This window comes from Leptotrichia sp. oral taxon 218, from assembly GCF_018128225.1.
Lineage (GTDB): Bacteria > Fusobacteriota > Fusobacteriia > Fusobacteriales > Leptotrichiaceae > Leptotrichia.
Window position 1 is genome coordinate 410,328 of record NZ_CP072377.1, and the last position, 18,201, is coordinate 428,528.

Here is an 18,201-nt window from a genome sequence, read left to right on the forward strand (position 1 = left end):
TTTATAAAAAAAATTAGAAAATGGCTTTTATTTTTTTTTATAAAGCGAATAAATCTGCATTATCAGTGTTTCAACTCCAGCACTCATCTCAATTTTTCCTGTTTTTATAGAATTTTCAACTTTCCACGAGCGATATACTAATTTTTTTAAACTTTCTAAACTATAATTTTTCTCTAATTCCAATTTTTTGAAAATAGCGTACGAATTTGGAATTCTGTTATTTGTTTTAAATGCTTCTTTTACTTTTTCAAACTGAATTTTAAAAGTGTTATAATTAGAGCTAAATTGTTTACCTTCTTTTTTTAAAATTTTTATTTTATATAAAACTTCCAATTCGTTATACAGTGAATAAAGCACTCCCATATATTCTTTAGTTTGCTCTAAATATTTCATAACTTCATTTATTCTATTTGATAAAATTTCTTTAGTTATTTCATAAATTTTATACTCTTTTTCTATAGAAATAATATTCTTTAGTTTTTTTAAATCAAAATTTTCTCCACCTAAAAAAATTTTTATTTTTTCAATTTCATTTTTTACTTTAAAAGGATTTGTTCCAATCATTTCCAAAAGTGAACTAGCATTTTTTTTATTTATTTTCAGCTCAAGCATAACATAATTTTGTATTTCAATATCTTCATCTTTTAAAAACAAAAAATTTTTAATTTTTTTATCTTTTTCAAGATTATCAAGAGTTTTTTTTAGCTCGGCATTCAATTTTCCATCTTCTTTTTCATAGTCAATAATAATTTGCTTATTTATTATATCCAAATTAGCGATGTTTTTCAAAAATGTTTCAAATTTTTTAATTTTTTGAGACCTTTTTAACACAACGAGTTCCTGCGAAGAAAAAATAGAATTTATCGAAATTTTTTGAAGAAAATTTTCATCTTCCTTAAGTTCTGCATCAAAAAAGCTCTCAGAGATATTAGGATTTTTTTCTCTTAATTTATTTAAAATTTCAAAATATTTAAATTCTCTAAATTTTGTTCCACCAATAAAATAAATCATTTTACCTCTTTTCAAAATTTTTATTATTTTTTTTAAATTTTATTTATTAATTAATTTAATTCAATTTTTTTTCTTTTATTTTTATTTTTATTTTTTATTTTTTTTATTTTTCTCTTTATTAATTAATTTATTTATTTTAATATTCTAACTTTATGTTCTAAAATTATATCACAATAATTATTATTTAGCGACATTAATTTTTTTCGTTTGAAGTATTTTTTTACTTGTGATAAAATAAAAAAAATAAGGTAAAATAAGTAAGATAAGTAAAATAAAAATTAAAGTATAAATATTAAAAAAAATAAAAAATAAAATTTTTGAAAGGAAAAGCGATGTATTTAAAGGCATTGGAGATAAACGGCTTTAAGTCGTTTGCAAATAAAACGGTAATTGAGTTTGACAGCGGAATAACTTCGATTGTAGGACCGAATGGAAGTGGGAAAAGTAATATTTTGGATGCAATTCTTTGGGTTTTGGGAGAACAAAGTTATAAAAATATTAGGGCGAAAGAGAGTTCAGATGTAATTTTTTCTGGAGGAAAAAATAAAAAGGCAAAAAATCAAGCAGAAGTTAGTCTTTATATTAACAACGATGATAAATATTTGGACATTGATTTTACAGATGTGAAAATCACTCGGAAAATTTTTAAAAGTGGGGAAAATCAATATTTTTTGAATAACGAAAGAATTCGTCTAAAAGATATTCACAACTTGTTTTTGGATACAGGAATTGGGAAACAGGCTTATTCTGTAATTGGTCAAGGACGAGTTGAGAGGATAATTGGGTCTTCACCAAAAGAGCTTAGAGAAATAATTGAGGAAGCGGCTGGAGTTAAAAAGGCTAAGAATGAGAAGGAAGAAGCTACGAAAAAACTTGAAAATGTCAAAAATGAAATTGAAAAAATTGATTATGTAGAAAAAAGTTTGTCAAAAAGAGTGGAAGACCTTAAAGTTGAGCAAAAAAAAGCAAGACTTTACAAAAATATTTCTGATAAAATGGACACCCAAAAATTTATGATTCTGGAATATGGAATTAATGAAAAAAATTTTTGCGTGATGAGTTTGAAGAAAAAAATAGTGAAATTTTGGAAAAATTGGAAAAATTGGAAAAAAATTTGTCTGAGAAGCGAGAAGAGTCGGAAAAAGTTGGCAAAAAAAATGATGAAGCTAAAAAAAATCTTGTTTTACAAAAAAAACAGAGAAATAGTAATTTTGGCGAAATTGAAAAACTTAAAGATGAGTATTCTAAGATTTTGAATAAAAGTTCTAATTTAGAAATTGAGGCTTTGGAAAAAGAGAAAAGAAAAAAAGATTTGGAAATTGAAATTTCTTCTAAAGAAAAAATTTTAAATGATTCAAAAAATGAATTAGAAATTTTGGAAAGACAATTTTTTGAAAAAGAAAAAGAAAAAAAAGAAATTTATAAAAAAGTTTTAGAAATAAAAAATAGAAGTGAAAAAATCGAAAAAGAGTTAAAAGAGAGAACTCAAAAAAATTCTAATTTAGAGATTGACAAAATAAAAATTGCTGGAGAAAATGAAGATTTGGAAAAAAGGATTTTTTTGTCTAAAAACGAGAAAAAAAGAAATTTTTCACAAATAGAAAAATTAAAAGAGAATTTTGAAAAATTTATTCAAGAAAAAGAAAAATTTGAATTTCAAAAGGAAAAAAAAGAAAAGGAAAAAGCGCAGAGTGAAAAGGAGATTTCTAGCTTAACAAATGAAATTGATGATTTGCGAGAAAAACATTCGGAAAATGTGAAAAATAAAAATAAAATGAATTTTGAGCTTCAAAATTTGAAAATTAAAAAAAATGCGATTTCTAGTGCGATTGAAAACAATGAAACTTTTAACAAAAGCATTAAATACATATTAGACAAAAAAATAAATGGAGTTGTAGGAGCTTTTGTAAATTTGATTGAAATTCCCTTTGGCTTTGAAGCGGCAATTCAAACTTTGTCAGGCGGAATGTTTCAAGATATTGTCACACAAAATACTGAAGTTGCACGAAATTGCATTGAACTTTTGAAAAAAGAAAAAATGGGAAGAGCTTCATTTTTGCCGATGAACGATATAAAAGTTTTTAAAAGTTTGAATTTTCTTCCAAAAATTGAGAAAAATTTTTCAAAAAAATTGTCTGACGAATTTAGTGAAAGTGAGAAAAAAAGCATTGTTTCAAATACGAAAGGTCAAAATGGAATAATTGATTTTGCAAGAAATATTGTGAAATTTGATAAAAACTTGGAAAAAGTTGTTCATTTTGTTTATGGAAATTCTGTTATTGTACAAAATTTGGAAATTGGAATTGAACTTTTAAAAAAAGGTTTTAGTGACAGAATTGTGACGCTTAACGGCGATATTATCACTTCTCGTGGAAGAATGACTGGAGGATTTTCGCAGAGAAGAGATGAGCTTCTTTTTCAAAAAAAGAATTGAAAAAATTAGAAGAAAAAATTTTGGAAAAAGAAGAAAAGTTTTTTGAGTTTAATGAAAAAGTTGAAAAAATTTTTGAAAAAGCTGAAAAAATTGACAGAAGGAAAAATGAGTTGCAAAATAATTTTAGAGAATTTCAAAATGAATATAGCGAGTTTGTAAAAAATTATGATAATTTTAACGGAAATTTTTTACGAGAAAAAAGGTCGATTGACACTTTGGAATATGAAATTTCTCAAATTGACGATTTTATTTCGGAAAAAGAAAAAAAACTTTTTCAAAATCTTGAGTTAATAAAAAAAATTGACGAATATATTAAAGAAAATAATTTAAAATTGGAAAAACTTAAAATTGAGAGTTCTAAAATTGAAAATACGGAAAAATTTTTGCAAAAATTAAATATCGTTGATAAAGATTATGAAATTTTGAAAGTGAAAAAAGAGAGCAATAAAAAAAGATATGACGAAATTTACAGCGACTATAAAAAAAATTTGAGAGAAATTGAAAATATTGTAAAATTTGAAAATGAAAAAGAAATTTTACAGAAAAAATTAAATTCTGAAATTTTTTCTAAAGAAAATGAAATTTCTAAATATGAAAATGCAAATAAAAATATTTTGTCCGAAATTAAAAAAAATGAAGAAGAAATTCAAAAATTTGAAAAGTTTGAGCGAGAAATTTTGGGAGAACTAAAAAATTTAGAAATTGAAATTGTTAAGTTTCAAAGTGAAAATGAAAAATTATCTGAAAAAATTAAAAAAAATGAAAAAGATTTGAATTTTGAAACTGAAAAAATTGGAGAAATTGAAGAAAGCAAAGTTATGCAAGATGAAGAATATTTTGAGATAAGCAATGAAAAAGAATTTTTGGAAATAAAAAAAGAATTTTCTAAAAATGAAAAAAGTCGTGCGGAAATTGGAGAAGTTGACTTGTCGTCGATTGAAAAATTTGAGCGTGAAAATAAAGAATATGAAAATCTTGTGAATCAAAAAAAAGATTTGGTGGAAAGCCGAAAAACACTTTTGGAATTTATTGAAGAAATTGAAAATGAAGTGCGAGTAAAATTTTTGACCGCTTACAAAGAAATTAATAAAAATTTTGAATATATGTGCGAAAATATTTTGAATGGAGCAAGGGGAAATATAAAATTGGTAACACCTGAAGATGTTTTGACAACTGGACTTGAGCTAAGCGTAAAATACAAGAATAAACCTGAGCAGTCGCTTTTACTTTTGTCGGGTGGAGAAAAATCAATGTTGGCAGTTTCGTTTATTATGGCAATTTTTATGTTCAGACCGAGTCCTTTTACTTTTTTTGACGAAATTGAAGCGGCTCTTGATGAAAAAAATACGAAAAAAATTGTGGAACTGCTTCACGATTTTACTGATAAATCGCAGTTTATCTTAATCACGCACAATAAAGAAACTATGAAAGGTTCACACAGACTTTATGGAATTACGATGAATAAAGAAATTGGGGAAACTAAAGTTGTTTCAGTTGATGTATAATATAATATTTAATATAAAAAATGGGGAATTTTTGTTCCCCATAATTTTTTAAAAAATTCCAATCCCATTCATTTCAACAAATCTAAAAAGTAAATCGTTAAAAACTCCTTCGTTTTTATTTTCATCATAAGGCAAAGTGAATTCGCCGTCTCTATTTGTCCAAAGTCTGTCGTAGTAATCTGAAATTTGTTTTGAAACTTTTTGGTCGTAACTCGAAACTATTTTTATTTCATTCTCTAAATTATAATTTCTCATATTTCTTCTTGTAAAGTTAGTTGAACCGCCATAAGTTATCATATAATCTTTTTTGAAAATAGACATCATTTTTACATGATACATCTCTTCACCTCTGTTGTAAAATCTAACGGTGATATCATAGTTATGTTTTCGTGCAAATTTCATAAGTTCTCCTGCGGAAGCTTTGTTTGGAAAACCTGCCGTTGAATTATTTAAGATTATTTCAAATTTTACGCCTTTTTTAGCAGCTTTTCTTATATCATTAATAATTTTCCTGTCCGCCAAAAAGAACTGCGCTATTACAACTTTGTCGCCAGATTTTGTCTTTTTTAGTTCTTTTGAAATATCAATTCCAGTCGCTCCTTCAGTAAAATATTGCAACTTAATTTTGTCATTTTGAGAATCTGGAATTTCAAATTTTTTATTTGGTAAATTTTGTTTTAAATTTCCATCTTTTTTTGTAATTCTTGCAACTGGTTTTTCAGCATCGTAAATTTTTTGAATGATTGGCGAAGAAAATTTAAAAGCTACATTTGAATGTCTTGAACCTTCGGCGTGTGGATTTGCAGAAGTTAGCATAGCTGTATTTTCATTCATAATCAATTTTCTGTGGTCAGCTTTGGCGTTTAGCGCTCTTAAAATACTTCTAATCGTAACTGGGTCAGTTCCTTCATAAGCTGGATTTTTTGTTTTTCCAACATTTTTAGGATTTCCAAAAGGTCTTATAAAAAGTCGCCAAGGTGTTGAATACAAGTGCAGCGGGTCACGCAATTTTGCTAAATCAACATAGCCTATTTTTACTCCAGCTTCTTCCAATTTTTTGTGAGTTGGATTGTCAAATGCACCGTAAAAAGTGTTGCTTTCATCGAGTATCAAATAAATTTCAACATTTGGTTCTTTTTTCTTTTTTTCCAGAATTTTTTGAGCAAATTCTTCAGCGATTGGAAGTGGATGCAATTTTTCTTCCACACCTTTTCCAACCCAGTCGTTAAAGACAAAAATGTCCATAAGAAAAAAGTTATGAGCGTTGTCCAAAATATCATAAGCCTGATCCCAAATTTGTCTTTCATAATGTGTTACGCCATCTTTTTTGTAAGTCAAATCATAGTAAAAGTCGACATTGTCGGCATTGTAGACATTAGTTTTGGTTTGAAGTCCCATTTTTTCATAACTTTTGCATGAAAATATCGACATAAAAATAAGTAAAATTAAAAAAATATTTTTTTTCCGCATAAAAAATCTCCTTTTTCGATTCTCACTAAATAATACAATTATTTTTTGTAAAAATCAATATTTTTTTGTTTTTTAGTAAATCAAAGTAATTTTCAGATATAAATATTTTAAGCCACTTTTTCCTAATGTTCTCCCTTGTAATTAGTTAAAAAATATGGTAAAATTTCTTACGAACTTAAGGGATAAAATATATAAGTTATATAAAAAAAAAATAAAAAAATAAGTTTTATCCTACTACTATAAGGAGAGTTTTTGAAATGAAAAAATTTGTGTTTTCGTTGGCATTTCTAATTTCTGGAATTTCTTTTTCGGGGACTTGTCATTGGATTAAAAATCCTAATTTTTATGTAAAAAAAGAGATAGAATTGATTAATACTAATAAGATGAATTTAAAAGGAAATATTTACTGTGATGTTGACAGAGATTATTTAACATATTATATTGGCACTGGAAATTTGGAAGTTGGACTTGTTTATAATGAAAAAGAAAAAAAAGAATTGACTTATGAAAATATTATGAATATTTTGCTAGATTTTGAAAATGATATTGCAAAATTAGTTCCAGATAATATTCCAGCAAAAAATTTAAAAGAAAAACCGCAATTTTATACATATAGATTATATATTTACGACGCTAAGCAAAATGATACATATATGTTTTTCAAATATATTTTTGACACAACAAAACCTGATGGCGACTGGAAGATGTACTACAACAGCGAGATTTTTTCTAAAATGAATAACAATGTAGTTGACATATTCCAAAAAAATGGATATGGACCAACTGAAGATATTGTTTATTAAAACAATGTTTGGGAAAGTAAAAAATGGATATAATTTTAGAAGAAGATATAGCATATAAAACAAAAGTTAATGATTTTGGCGTAGAGCCTGTAAATAAAAGAATTATTACAACTGGCGAGAAATTAATTTTTTTTAAAAAAGGAATATTTGAAAAAGAAATTGGCGGAAAAGTAAAAAATAGTAAAATTATAAAATATATAAAAGAAAAAAATCAATTGTTTGTATCAAGTATGTTTTTTGTTTCAACTCCAAATGGGAAAGTTTACAAATGTGATGGAAATAAAAAGAAAATAAAAGCACTTGTCTTTGAAACAGATAAGTTAATCACAGCTATGAATTTTATAACGAGTGGAAGAATTGTCTATATAGAAGATAACACATTGTTTTCTTACGATGTGGATACGCAAGAATTAATTTTTACAAAAATAAATAAAAATAAAAAAATTGGAAATTATGATATTTTTACAAGTGGTGAAAATGTTATAATTAAATTTAGGGAAGAAGAAAAAGAAAATAATATAATTTATATTTTTGAAAATAAATTAAAAAAAATATTTGAAATAAAAACTGAAAATGACCACACTTATTCCAAAATAGTTGGGATTAAATATTTTGCGGGAACGGAAGAAGGCGAAATAGAAGTTTGGAATATTTTGGACAAAGAATTGTACAATTCTATAAAAATAGCGGATATAAAAATTAATTATATAGAAGAAGATGAAGAAAAATTTTTTATTGGACTAGTTGATGGAACGATGATAATTACCGATAAAGATTTTAAAATATTGAGAAAAGAAAAAGTTTCAGATGAAGAAATACAAAAAATATGTATAATTGAAAATGAAATTTATATTTTGATTTCGGACAAAAGAATTATAAAATATAGAATGATTAATAAATAAAAAAATTTATAAAAATTTGAGGAGGAAAAGATGATTTACACATTGACACTAAATCCTGCATTGGATTACGACATGTATTTGGAAAATGAATTGGAAGCAGAAAACTTGAATCTTGCAAAAGAGGTAAATTACAGAGCAGGTGGAAAAGGAATTAATGTTTCAAAAGTTTTGAAAAACTTAGGAATTGAATCTACAGCGATAGGATATGTTGCAGGATTTGTAGGAGATTTCATTGTAAAAGATTTACAAAAAGATGGAATAAAATCAGAATTTGTAGAATTAGATGGAATCACAAGAATTAATGTAAAAGTTAATGGAAACGACAAAGAAACAGAATTAACTGGAGTTTCGCCAAAAATAACAGATGAAAAATTACAAGAATTAGTAAAGAAAATGGCTGACTTGAAAGATGGAGACATTTTGGTATTATCTGGAAGTATCCCTTCATCTATTAGTAACAAAATTTATAAAGAATTATCAGAAAATGTAAAAGCAAATGTAGAAATAGTGCTTGATACAAGAGGAAACTTATTGCAAGACAATATTCATAACAATCTTTTCGTTAAACCAAATATTCATGAATTGAGAGATATGTTTGGTGAAAAATTAGAAACTAAACAGGAAATTGTTGAAAAATGTAAATATTTCTTGGATAGAGGGGTAAAAAATGTAATTTTATCTCGTGGTGGAGATGGAGCTTTGCTTGTAAATAAAGAATTTGTATTGGAAGCTAGTGTTCCTAAAGGGAAATTGATTAATTCTATTGGAGCTGGAGATTCGATGGTAGCAGGATTTGTGGCAGGATTTGTTAAAGGAATGTCTACAGAAGATGCTTTCAAATTGGCAGTGGCTTCAGGAAGTGCGACAGCTTATTCTTATGGAATGGCAGAAAAAGATTTAGTTGATAAATTGTATAGCGAAATTGAAATTTTAAAAGAAAATTTATAAAATTATTAAAAATTAAAATATAAAAATAAAAAAGAAAGGTGGAAAGATATGAGAATATCAGATTTACTAATTAAAGATAGAATAAACCTAGATGTTCAAGCAAATGACAAGCCTAGCCTTATTAGAGAACTTGCAAAATTGCATGAAAAAACAGGTGTGTTAAATGACTATGAAGGATATGTTGAAGCATTGGAGGCTAGAGAAGCACAAAGTTCAACAGGTATTGGTGAAGGGATTGCAATTCCTCATGCAAAAACAAAATATGTAAAAGAACCTGCACTTGCAATGGGAAGAAAAACGAGTGGGATTGATTATCAATCATTAGATGATGAACCAGCAACATTGTTCTTTATGATTGCTGCACCAGATGGAGCGAATAATACTCACATCGAAACATTAGCTAGACTTTCACAATTGTTATTGGATGATGATTTTAAAGCGGCTTTGGAAAAAGCTCCAACAGCAGATGCAGTTTTAGATATTATTAATAAAACAGAAGCAAAAAAATTTCCAGATGAAGCTAAAAAAGAAGAAGCAAAAGAAGCACCAGTGGCTAACTCTACATCTTCAGGTGATGAACCTTACATTATCGCAGCAACAGCTTGTCCAACAGGAATTGCACATACATATATGGCAGCGGCAGCATTGAAAAAAGCAGCTGAAGAAATGGGAGTAAAAATTAAAGTAGAAACAAATGGAGCAGACGGTAGAAAGGACATATTGACAAGTGACGACATCAAAAAAGCAAAAGGTGTTATCTTGGCAATAAATAGAAATATCGAAGTTGATAGATTTGATGGAAAACCATTGATTCAAGTGGAAGCAAAAGAAGGAATTAATAATGCAAAAGAATTAATTCAAAAAGTTTTAGATGGAAAAGCACCTATTTTCCATGCGAGTGGTTCTTCAAAAGATTCTTCAGGTGAAGAAGCTTCTAGTGATAAAAAAGGACTTTACAAACACTTATTAAGTGGGGTTTCTTACATGTTACCATTGGTAATAAGTGGAGGAATTTTAATTGCGTTGGCATTTTTAGTTGATACATTGACAGGTCATGCAAATGCAGGAGATAAATTTGGTACAACAAGTCAATTAGCTAAATTATTGATGACAGTTGGGAAAGCGGCATTTGGATTGTTCTTGCCAATTTTAGGTGGGTATATAGCATTTAGTATGAGTGAAAGAGCTGCATTAACGCCAGGTCTTGTTGCAGGATTTTTGGCAACTCAGCCAATAGTTAAAGATGGTCCAGTTTCAGGATTTATTGGTGCATTAATTGGTGGATTTTTAGCAGGTGTAGTAGTTAAACTTTTAATAAAAGCATTGTCAGGATTACCAAGATCATTAAATGGGTTAAAAATGATTTTATTATATCCAGTATTGTCGGTATTAATAACAGGGACAATAATGTGGGTAGTTGTTAATCCGATAGCTACTTTCATAAATGTTTGGTTAAATAATGGGTTATCTTCAATGCAAGGAGCGAGTGCAATATTATTAGGAGCAATATTAGGTGGAATGATGTCCGTAGATATGGGTGGTCCTATAAACAAAGTAGCGTATGTATTTGGAACAGGAACATTGACATCAGCAGCAATGACTTCAGGAGGAACTTTCTCAATGGCAGCAGTTATGGCTGGAGGAATGGTACCACCGATAGCAATTGCATTAGCATCTACATTATTTAAGAGTAAATTTACTGCACAAGAAAGAGAGGCAGGACTTACAAACTACATCATGGGATTCTCATTCATTACAGAAGGTGCAATTCCTTATGCAGCAGCAGATCCTACAAGGGTAATACCAGCAAGTGTTGTAGGTTCAGCAGTAGCTGGAGCTTTAATTGGATTATTCAGAGTTAAAATACCAGCACCTCATGGAGGAATTTTAGTAATGGGATTAAGTAAGACTGCAAATGGTGGAAACGGATTCTTCTTATATTTGTTTGCAGTTATAATTGGTGCGATTGTATCAGCAGTGTTATTGGGATTATTAAAGAAAAAAGTTGAAAAATAAACCTGTCTGGTTATTTAACAAAAGAGAGTAAGAAGTCTTCGGCTTCTACAAGCGGGAGTAGTTCATATAAAGCAAAATAAGATAATCTAAAATAAATAAAATAAAATCAAAATAAACTAAGGATTAACTTCTATTCATGAAAAAAGTTAATCCTTTTTAATTTTATACTAAACCCTATTTGAATAACGATAACGAATACATTATAAATCTTTTTAGTAGATTAAACTTAATATTTGATTTTTAAACAGGGAATAGTATTAATTTTTAATTCTTTAAATTTTTAAATGTTTAAATCAAATAATAAAGTAAAAATTGAAAACATAATTTTTAAATTGCATCTTTTTTATTTTTTATTTTTTCAATATTTTTTCTGAAAATGTCGTCACTGATTTTTTGTAAAAGTATTTCGAAATTTTCATATTTTTCTTTTTCACTTGAATAAAAAATTAAAAAATAAAGATCGGAATAAAAATTTTTCTTTTCTGAAAATATCTCAAATTGTCCACAATCTAACAATTTGTCGGTCTTTATTACAAAAAAATCTCCATTTCTTTTTTTATTCTTTAGAAAACAAACTCCAAAATTCAAGTCTTTAATCTGAATTTTAATGATATTTTCATCAAAAACACCTAATTCAGATGAACAAAACTTATTTTTTATTTTTTGTTTAAATTCTTTTAAATTAGCAACATTTAAACAAACCGTATTGTTTTCAATGTTTCTCATTAATCTCCTCCTCTTTTTTATTTTTTTAATTTTAATAATTTTAATATATTTATAAATAATAAATAAGGTATATTTTTTTTTATTTTAGATTTTTTGAAAATATTTATTTTTATTAGTTTATTTAAAATATAAAAATTAATTTAAAATTAAAATTATTGAAATATTTATTTTTTTATACAATAATTCAGCATTTTTAATATTAAAAAAATTTTTAAATAAAATTTTATTAATTTTTATAAAAATAAATTATTTTAAATAAACAAAATTTTTAAAAATACTGGACTTATAATAACATTTTTTAGTATAATATAAATGTGAATAATAAAATAAATTTAAATAATAATTTTTAGGAGGAAAAATGACAGATATAGAAATTGCTCAAAAGGCCAAATTGAAAAAAATTAGTGAAATTGCGCAAAGTATTGGACTTTCTGAAGATGACTATGAACTTTATGGGAAATATAAAGCCAAAGTTAGTCTTGATGTTTTAAAAAGAAATGCTGACAAAAAAGATGGAAAATTGATTTTGATGACAGCTGTGACGCCAACACCTCCTGGTGAAGGAAAATCAACTGTTACAGTTGGACTTACTCAAGCGTTAAATAAACTTGGATATAAGTCTATTGCAGCATTAAGAGAGCCATCGCTTGGTCCTGTTTTTGGTATGAAAGGTGGAGCTGCTGGAGGTGGAATGTCGCAAGTTGTTCCAATGGAAGAAATTAATCTTCATTTTACAGGAGATATTCACGCAATAGGAGCTGCACACAACTTAATTTCAGCTTGTATTGACAATCACATTCATTTTGGAAATGAACTTGACATTGATGTAAACAATATTACTTTTAAAAGAGTTGTCGATATGAATGACAGAAATTTGAGAAGCATAGTAGTTGGTCTTGGACCGAAAGTAAATGGAACTCCTAGGGAAAATTCATTCCAAATCACTGTTGCCTCAGAAATTATGGCTATCTTTTGTCTAGCTGATTCAATTAGCGATTTAAAAAATAGAATTGGAGAAATTGTTTTTGCCTATAACAGAAAAGGTGAAATGTTAAAAGTAAAACAGTTAAATATTCAAGGTGCGGTTGCAGCACTTTTAAAAGATGCTATAAAGCCAAACTTAGTGCAGACATTGGAAAATACGCCTGTATTTATTCACGGTGGACCATTTGCTAACATTGCTCATGGATGTAATTCTCTGATTGCAACAAAAATGGCATTAAAATTATCGGACTATGTTGTGACAGAAGCTGGATTTGCTGCGGACTTGGGTGCTGAAAAATTTTTGGACATAAAAGCTAGATTTGGAGGACTTGAACCTAATGCAGTTGTAATAGTTGCAACTGTCAGAGCGCTAAAACATCACGGTGGTGACAAAGACTTGAAAACTGAGAATTGCGAAACTCTTTCAAAAGGACTTGAAAATTTGGAAAAACATATTGAAAGTATGCAAAAATATAATATTCCAGTTGTTGTAGCAATTAATAAATTTATAACTGATACGGATGCAGAAGTTGAAATAATAAGAGATTTTTGTAAGAAAAAAGATGTAGAAGTTGCTCTTTGTGAAATTTGGGAAAAAGGTGGAGAAGGTGGAAAAGAGCTTGTTGAAAAAGTGATGGACGCTATCGAAAAAAATGAAAAGTCAGATAAAAAATATACTCCGCTTTATGATTTAGATTTGACAATTCAAGAAAAAATTGAAAAAATCGCAAAAGAAATTTATGGAGCAGACGGAGTAAACTTTTCTGCAAAGGCGAAAAAAAATATTCAAAAATATGTGGAAAATGGATATGACAAACTTCCAATTTGTGTTTCAAAAACTCAAAAATCACTTTCTGACAATCCAAATCTATTGGGACGACCAAAAGGATTTAAAATTACAATAAATGAAATAAGATTGTCAGCTGGAGCAGGATTTTTGGTAGCAATGGCTGGAGAAATAATAGATATGCCAGGACTTCCGAGAAAACCGGCGGCTGAGTTAATTGACATAGATGAAAATGGAGTAATTTCAGGATTATTTTAACAATATCTAGCAAGAAGTCTCCCTCTTCTACAAGAGGGAGATGAATTGCAGAACATAACTTGAAATAATAATTATTATATGGTATAATACTCGTACATCAGGGCAGGGACTGCCCAAAGAGCTTGGTAAATATATTTAGCTAACAGAAGCAGATACTTCCCAAGAAGCTCCCTCTTCTAAAAGCGGGAGTAGTTCACAATAAACTCTCTTTCTTTATTCTTTTTCTTTTTATTATTATTTTTTTTTATTTTATTTTTTCTTTATTTAATTTTGTAATTTCTTAATTTATATCTTTATTATTTTTATCTTTTTATCTTTCTTTATTTCTATTATTTAAAATATATTTTATTTTATTAGATATGTTCGATAACCTAAGTTTTTTTATCTATACAAGGGGTCAAGACCCCTTGCTTCAAGATGTTTGTTTTATTAAATTCTAAGTTTGTATAGTTATCGAACAGGTCTATTTTATTTTATCTTATTTTATTTTATTGTATCTTATTTTATTGTATCTTATCTTAATTTTATTTTATATTATCTTCCTTTTCCAAAAATTACAATTGTGATAGTTTTTAATAAAATTTTCATATCGAATAAAATATCGTGATTTTTTATGTAATATAAGTCATATTGTAATTTTCTGTAGGCGTCTTCAATACTTGCTCCGTATGGGTACATAACTTGCGCCCAACCTGTAAGTCCTGGTTTTACAGTATGTCTTAAGTTATAGTACATTATTTCCTTTTCTAGCTGCTTTATAAAAAATTCTCGCTCAGGTCTTGGTCCTACAAAGCTCATCTCACCTTTTAAGACATTCCACAGCTGTGGCAATTCATCAACTCTTGTAAGACGCATAAATTTTCCAAATTTTGTGACACGGTTATCGTTTTTTGTCGCCCATTTTGGTCCATCTTTTTCGGCATCAGTCGTCATCGAACGAAATTTTACAATTTTAAAAGGTTTGTTTCCTTCGCCAATTCTTTCCTGAATGAAAAATATTGGTCCTTTTGATTCAAGTTTTATGATTATTGCGGCAATTATCATAATTGGGATTACGCAAATTCCTATTAATAGCGCAAAAATAATATCTAATATTCTTTTGGCTTTTAAATTGAAATTATTGTGATAAATTTCAAAACCTGTATTTTCTAAAAACCACTTTGGACTCAGATGTGAAACTGGCAATTTATTTTCATACATTTCGTAAAATTCCAAATAGTTGTAATATTGAAGTCCTTTTAATTTATTTTTTAAAAGTTTGTCAACAATTTTTGGATTTATAAGTAAATTTTCTGAAAAATCGACAATTATATCTATTTTTTTTAAATCACAAATTTTTAATATATCATATCCATAATCTTTTTTTCGAATATTTTTGTAATGGTCAATAAATCTGTATTGCTCATCGTTTTTTATGCTTTCAAGTAAATCTTGAGTATAGTCGTTTTCTCCGATAAACATAATTCTTTGTCTTTCAACGACTCCCACGATTATAATATATCTAAAAACAATTTGAAACATAGCAATTATTCCAAATAGAGCTATTGCTTCATAAAATGTAAATATTTTTAGAAAATTGGCTACGGCTGCAAAAATAAAGTTTATGATACAGACAACTGCCATATCACGAAGCCGATATTTTCCAGCTGAAATGTTGTAAATATTTCCAACATAATATGAAATTAACGCAACTCCAAAAATTCCTATATTTCTAAAACCAAGTCCTCTATTTATAATAATAAGACCTACAAAATAAACAACTATCGTAAGTATCCAAAATAATGCCAAATAATTTTTTCTAACACTGCTTACTGCCATATCACACCTCTTCCTAACAATTTTTTAATATAATAAAAAAACAAACTTATAAAAAGCGACAAAAAAAATACGCAACAAAATGAAATAATTATATATTTTCCATAATTTATTTTATTTATTAAATGTTTCTCACAAAAAAATACAAATATTGGATGCATTAAATAAACATCAAATGTCATAGCTGACACAATTTTTATAAATTTTTCTAAGCCAAAAACTTTTTTATTTAATTCTTTTTTTTTCTTTGTTTCAAAATTTACTGCAAATTCGAAAATAATAATTGATATTAAAAATACAAATATTGAGTGATAATCGTAAAAATATTCAAATAATTTTCCATCTTTTTTTGTAAAGATATAAGTCAAATAAATAATCATAATGTTAAACAAAAAAAATAAAATTATGCTAACTTTTTTATTTTTAAAAATCGTAACTTTTTTGTTTCCGATTAAATATCCGAGTAAAAAATATCCAGCGTATTCGCCAACTTGCTCATAAATTTTTATATTTAATTTTAAAAAAGTGTTTAAAAATGGAATAAAAATTAAAAAAAATATCCAAATTGATATCAAATATTTTGTATTTTGAAAATTTTTTTCTCTATCCCAAAAAACAAATTTCCGCAAAACTGGCGTTATAAGATAAATTGAAATTATCATATAGACATACCATAAATGATAATAAATTTTTCTATTTAACAGCTGTTTTATAAAATTTATATAAAAACTTTTTTTTAAAAGCATACTATTTTCAAAACTATGATTTTTAAAAATCATTGTAAAAAGATAAAAAATTACCGAATAAATCAAAAATTTTGGAACAATTTTTAAAATTCGCTTTTTAAAGAAAACTGTAATTTTTTCGTCTTTTCCAAGCAAAAAAAATCCACTAATCATGACAAAAATCGGAACACAGCTTCTGCAAAAACTGTCGATGACATTGGAAATAATCCATTCATAAGAAATTTTGCCATCTTCAATCTGATAAAGTTTTCCGCAGACGATGTGAATAAAAATAACCATAATTATTGCTGTGAATTTTAGTGAATCAAATCGAAAAAAAAATGAAACTTTTTCTTTATTATACATAAATATTTCTCCAGTTATTTTATTGTTATTTATTAATTTTATCACAATTTGATAATTTTGTGAACTAACTATTTTTTATTTTATTAATTTAAAAAATTTTGAAAAAATAAAAAAATATGATAAAATAATTTTGTGAAATTTTTATTATTATATTATAAAAATAAAAAAATTAAAATAAATAGCTAAAAAAATAATAAGAATTTGAATTTTGTGATATAATAAATTATAAAATTTAGAAGGAGTTATATACATGGAAAAGAATGAAAATTTTGTAGATTTTGTTAAACTTTCTGAAAAAATGAATCTCGAAAAAAAGTTTGAGCTTGTAAGCCAAAGCGCCTTAGTTTTTGTAGTTGTTTCAAGTATATGTATTTTTGCAATGCTCTCATATATTTTCAATGGTTCAGTTTTATTGGATCAGCTTGGAATTTCAATGCTCGTAAGCGCTTTGATTGTGCTTTGCCTTGTAGTATTATTTATAGCAACTGATTGCGCAACTACAACAACATCAAGCGGTTTCTTTTTCTCGTTAGATTATACTGAAGAAGCTAAAAGAAAAGCTAAAATTTATAACATAGACGATATTGATGAATTTAAAAAAAATATTGATATTGTTGCTGATGAAATTTCATTAAGAGGAAATGCTCTATTGCAAGAAACAAATAAAATATTGAATTATTTTTATGGAATGGATGATTCGTTTGAACTTGAACAATTTGAAGTGCAAATTTTAAAAAAACTTTGTAAATAAATATAAGATAAAAAAAGAAAATAAAAAAATAAAGAAAATAAAAAAAAATAAAAAAATAAAAAATGGATTTTAAAAATAAATAAAAATAGAGCTTACTTGGCGGTCAGCTCTATTTTTGTTTGATAAGCTACAAAAAATTAATGATTATTTGTTGACAAAGAAGAAAAAATGATATATAATTATATTTAAATATGAGCCTTTCCCACAAAGGACCGTTATCCGAATAAAATTAAATAGAACAAATAGGAGGATGAATAGTGAGTAAATACACTAAAATGCAAAAAAAAGAAGAAGTTACAAGAAACTGGTATGAAATAGACGCTGAAGGGAAAATACTTGGTAAAGTTGCTGCAGAAATCGCAGTAAGACTTATGGGTAAAAATAAACCAAGCTATACACCACATGTTGATGGTGGAGATTTTGTTGTTGTAACAAATGCTGAAAAAATCGCAGTTACAGGGAAAAAATTAACAGATAAAAAATATTATAGACACAGTGGTTATCCAGGTGGTTTAAAAGTTAGAAGTTTGCAAGAAATGTTAGAAAAACAACCTACTGAAGTAATAAGAAAAGCCGTTGAAAGAATGTTACCAAAAAATAAATTAGGAAGTCAAATGATTGGCAGACTTAAAGTATTTGTAGGAAATGAACATGCGCATACAGCACAAAAACCAGAAAGAATAGATTTATAGGAGGTAAA

Annotated in this window: 15 protein-coding genes; 10 read left to right on the forward strand and 5 right to left on the reverse strand. The window is 26.9% G+C overall.

The window, feature by feature from the left end:
- Nucleotides 1-27: 27 nt before the first annotated feature.
- Nucleotides 28-1,026: a DNA polymerase III subunit delta gene (locus J5A73_RS02055; RefSeq protein ID WP_249069344.1), complete on the reverse strand. Its 999-nt coding sequence runs from the start codon at nucleotides 1,024-1,026 to the stop codon at nucleotides 28-30.
- Nucleotides 1,027-1,343: 317 nt separating this feature from the next.
- On the opposite strand from J5A73_RS02055, the gene J5A73_RS10390 reads away from it, so the two are divergent.
- From J5A73_RS10390 to J5A73_RS10400, 3 genes are all read left to right on the forward strand, one after another.
- On the forward strand, nucleotides 1,344-2,267 hold the full coding sequence (locus J5A73_RS10390) for an AAA family ATPase (protein ID WP_249069345.1): 924 nt from the start codon (nucleotides 1,344-1,346) through the stop codon (nucleotides 2,265-2,267).
- Nucleotides 2,268-2,785: 518 nt separating this feature from the next.
- The gene (locus J5A73_RS10395; protein WP_249069450.1) at nucleotides 2,786-3,445 is read left to right on the forward strand and encodes a hypothetical protein; all 660 of its coding nucleotides are present in this window, start codon (nucleotides 2,786-2,788) and stop codon (nucleotides 3,443-3,445) included.
- Nucleotides 3,442-4,950 (forward strand): hypothetical protein, encoded by a 1,509-nt coding sequence (locus tag J5A73_RS10400; RefSeq protein WP_249069346.1) that lies wholly within the window; start codon nucleotides 3,442-3,444, stop codon nucleotides 4,948-4,950. Before J5A73_RS10395 ends, J5A73_RS10400 begins: the two co-directional genes overlap by 4 nt.
- A 48-nt stretch (nucleotides 4,951-4,998) precedes the next feature.
- On the opposite strand, the gene J5A73_RS02065 is transcribed toward J5A73_RS10400, so the two are convergent.
- On the reverse strand, nucleotides 4,999-6,420 hold the full coding sequence (locus J5A73_RS02065; protein ID WP_211616188.1) for a phospholipase D-like domain-containing protein: 1,422 nt from the start codon (nucleotides 6,418-6,420) through the stop codon (nucleotides 4,999-5,001).
- Between the two features lie 257 nt (nucleotides 6,421-6,677).
- Here J5A73_RS02065 and J5A73_RS02070 point away from each other — a divergent pair, with 257 nt between their 5' ends.
- From J5A73_RS02070 to J5A73_RS02085, 4 genes are read left to right on the forward strand one after another with little or no spacing between them, the layout of a single operon-like run.
- The gene (locus J5A73_RS02070) at nucleotides 6,678-7,223 is read left to right on the forward strand and encodes a hypothetical protein (protein WP_211616190.1); all 546 of its coding nucleotides are present in this window, start codon (nucleotides 6,678-6,680) and stop codon (nucleotides 7,221-7,223) included.
- Between the two features lie 23 nt (nucleotides 7,224-7,246).
- Nucleotides 7,247-8,125, forward strand: a complete 879-nt coding sequence (locus J5A73_RS02075) for a hypothetical protein (RefSeq protein WP_211616192.1) — start codon at nucleotides 7,247-7,249, stop codon at nucleotides 8,123-8,125.
- A 30-nt stretch (nucleotides 8,126-8,155) separates the two neighbouring features.
- Nucleotides 8,156-9,073, forward strand: coding sequence for a 1-phosphofructokinase (gene pfkB / locus J5A73_RS02080; protein WP_211616194.1), 918 nt, complete (start codon nucleotides 8,156-8,158; stop codon nucleotides 9,071-9,073).
- 48 nt (nucleotides 9,074-9,121) lie between these two features.
- A complete protein-coding gene (locus J5A73_RS02085) occupies nucleotides 9,122-11,089 on the forward strand; it encodes a fructose-specific PTS transporter subunit EIIC (protein WP_211616196.1) in 1,968 nt (655 codons plus the stop codon).
- 327 nt (nucleotides 11,090-11,416) lie between these two features.
- Here J5A73_RS02085 and J5A73_RS02090 read toward each other — a convergent pair whose 3' ends face one another.
- On the reverse strand, nucleotides 11,417-11,815 hold the full coding sequence (locus tag J5A73_RS02090; protein ID WP_211616198.1) for a hypothetical protein: 399 nt from the start codon (nucleotides 11,813-11,815) through the stop codon (nucleotides 11,417-11,419).
- A gap of 358 nt (nucleotides 11,816-12,173) precedes the next feature.
- Between J5A73_RS02090 and J5A73_RS02095 the strand changes: the two genes are divergently transcribed.
- Nucleotides 12,174-13,844 (forward strand): formate--tetrahydrofolate ligase, encoded by a 1,671-nt coding sequence (locus J5A73_RS02095; RefSeq protein WP_211616200.1) that lies wholly within the window; start codon nucleotides 12,174-12,176, stop codon nucleotides 13,842-13,844.
- A gap of 534 nt (nucleotides 13,845-14,378) precedes the next feature.
- Here J5A73_RS02095 and J5A73_RS02100 read toward each other — a convergent pair.
- Nucleotides 14,379-15,662, reverse strand: a complete 1,284-nt coding sequence (locus J5A73_RS02100; RefSeq protein ID WP_211616202.1) for a sugar transferase — start codon at nucleotides 15,660-15,662, stop codon at nucleotides 14,379-14,381.
- The gene (locus tag J5A73_RS02105; RefSeq protein ID WP_211616204.1) at nucleotides 15,653-16,750 is read right to left on the reverse strand and encodes an acyltransferase; all 1,098 of its coding nucleotides are present in this window, start codon (nucleotides 16,748-16,750) and stop codon (nucleotides 15,653-15,655) included. The genes J5A73_RS02100 and J5A73_RS02105 overlap by 10 nt, the downstream gene beginning before the upstream one ends.
- Nucleotides 16,751-17,000: 250 nt before the next feature.
- Between J5A73_RS02105 and J5A73_RS02110 the strand changes: the two genes are divergently transcribed.
- A complete protein-coding gene (locus J5A73_RS02110; protein ID WP_211616206.1) occupies nucleotides 17,001-17,501 on the forward strand; it encodes a hypothetical protein in 501 nt (166 codons plus the stop codon).
- 257 nt (nucleotides 17,502-17,758) lie between these two features.
- The gene (gene rplM, locus J5A73_RS02115) at nucleotides 17,759-18,193 is read left to right on the forward strand and encodes a 50S ribosomal protein L13 (protein ID WP_211616208.1); all 435 of its coding nucleotides are present in this window, start codon (nucleotides 17,759-17,761) and stop codon (nucleotides 18,191-18,193) included.
- The last annotated feature ends 8 nt before the right edge of the window (nucleotides 18,194-18,201 follow it).

Coding starts and splice junctions, on each gene's coding strand:
- J5A73_RS02070 (WP_211616190.1), top strand. CDS start 6,678: ATGAAAAAATTTGTGTTTTCGTTGGCATTTCTAATTTCTGGAATTTCT.
- J5A73_RS02110 (WP_211616206.1), top strand. CDS start 17,001: ATGGAAAAGAATGAAAATTTTGTAGATTTTGTTAAACTTTCTGAAAAA.
- J5A73_RS02090 (WP_211616198.1), bottom strand. CDS start 11,815: ATGAGAAACATTGAAAACAATACGGTTTGTTTAAATGTTGCTAATTTA.
- pfkB (WP_211616194.1), top strand. CDS start 8,156: ATGATTTACACATTGACACTAAATCCTGCATTGGATTACGACATGTAT.
- J5A73_RS10390 (WP_249069345.1), top strand. CDS start 1,344: ATGTATTTAAAGGCATTGGAGATAAACGGCTTTAAGTCGTTTGCAAAT.
- J5A73_RS02085 (WP_211616196.1), top strand. CDS start 9,122: ATGAGAATATCAGATTTACTAATTAAAGATAGAATAAACCTAGATGTT.
- J5A73_RS02065 (WP_211616188.1), bottom strand. CDS start 6,420: ATGCGGAAAAAAAATATTTTTTTAATTTTACTTATTTTTATGTCGATA.
- J5A73_RS02075 (WP_211616192.1), top strand. CDS start 7,247: ATGGATATAATTTTAGAAGAAGATATAGCATATAAAACAAAAGTTAAT.
- J5A73_RS02100 (WP_211616202.1), bottom strand. CDS start 15,662: ATGGCAGTAAGCAGTGTTAGAAAAAATTATTTGGCATTATTTTGGATA.
- J5A73_RS02095 (WP_211616200.1), top strand. CDS start 12,174: ATGACAGATATAGAAATTGCTCAAAAGGCCAAATTGAAAAAAATTAGT.
- J5A73_RS10395 (WP_249069450.1), top strand. CDS start 2,786: ATGAATTTTGAGCTTCAAAATTTGAAAATTAAAAAAAATGCGATTTCT.
- J5A73_RS02105 (WP_211616204.1), bottom strand. CDS start 16,750: ATGTATAATAAAGAAAAAGTTTCATTTTTTTTTCGATTTGATTCACTA.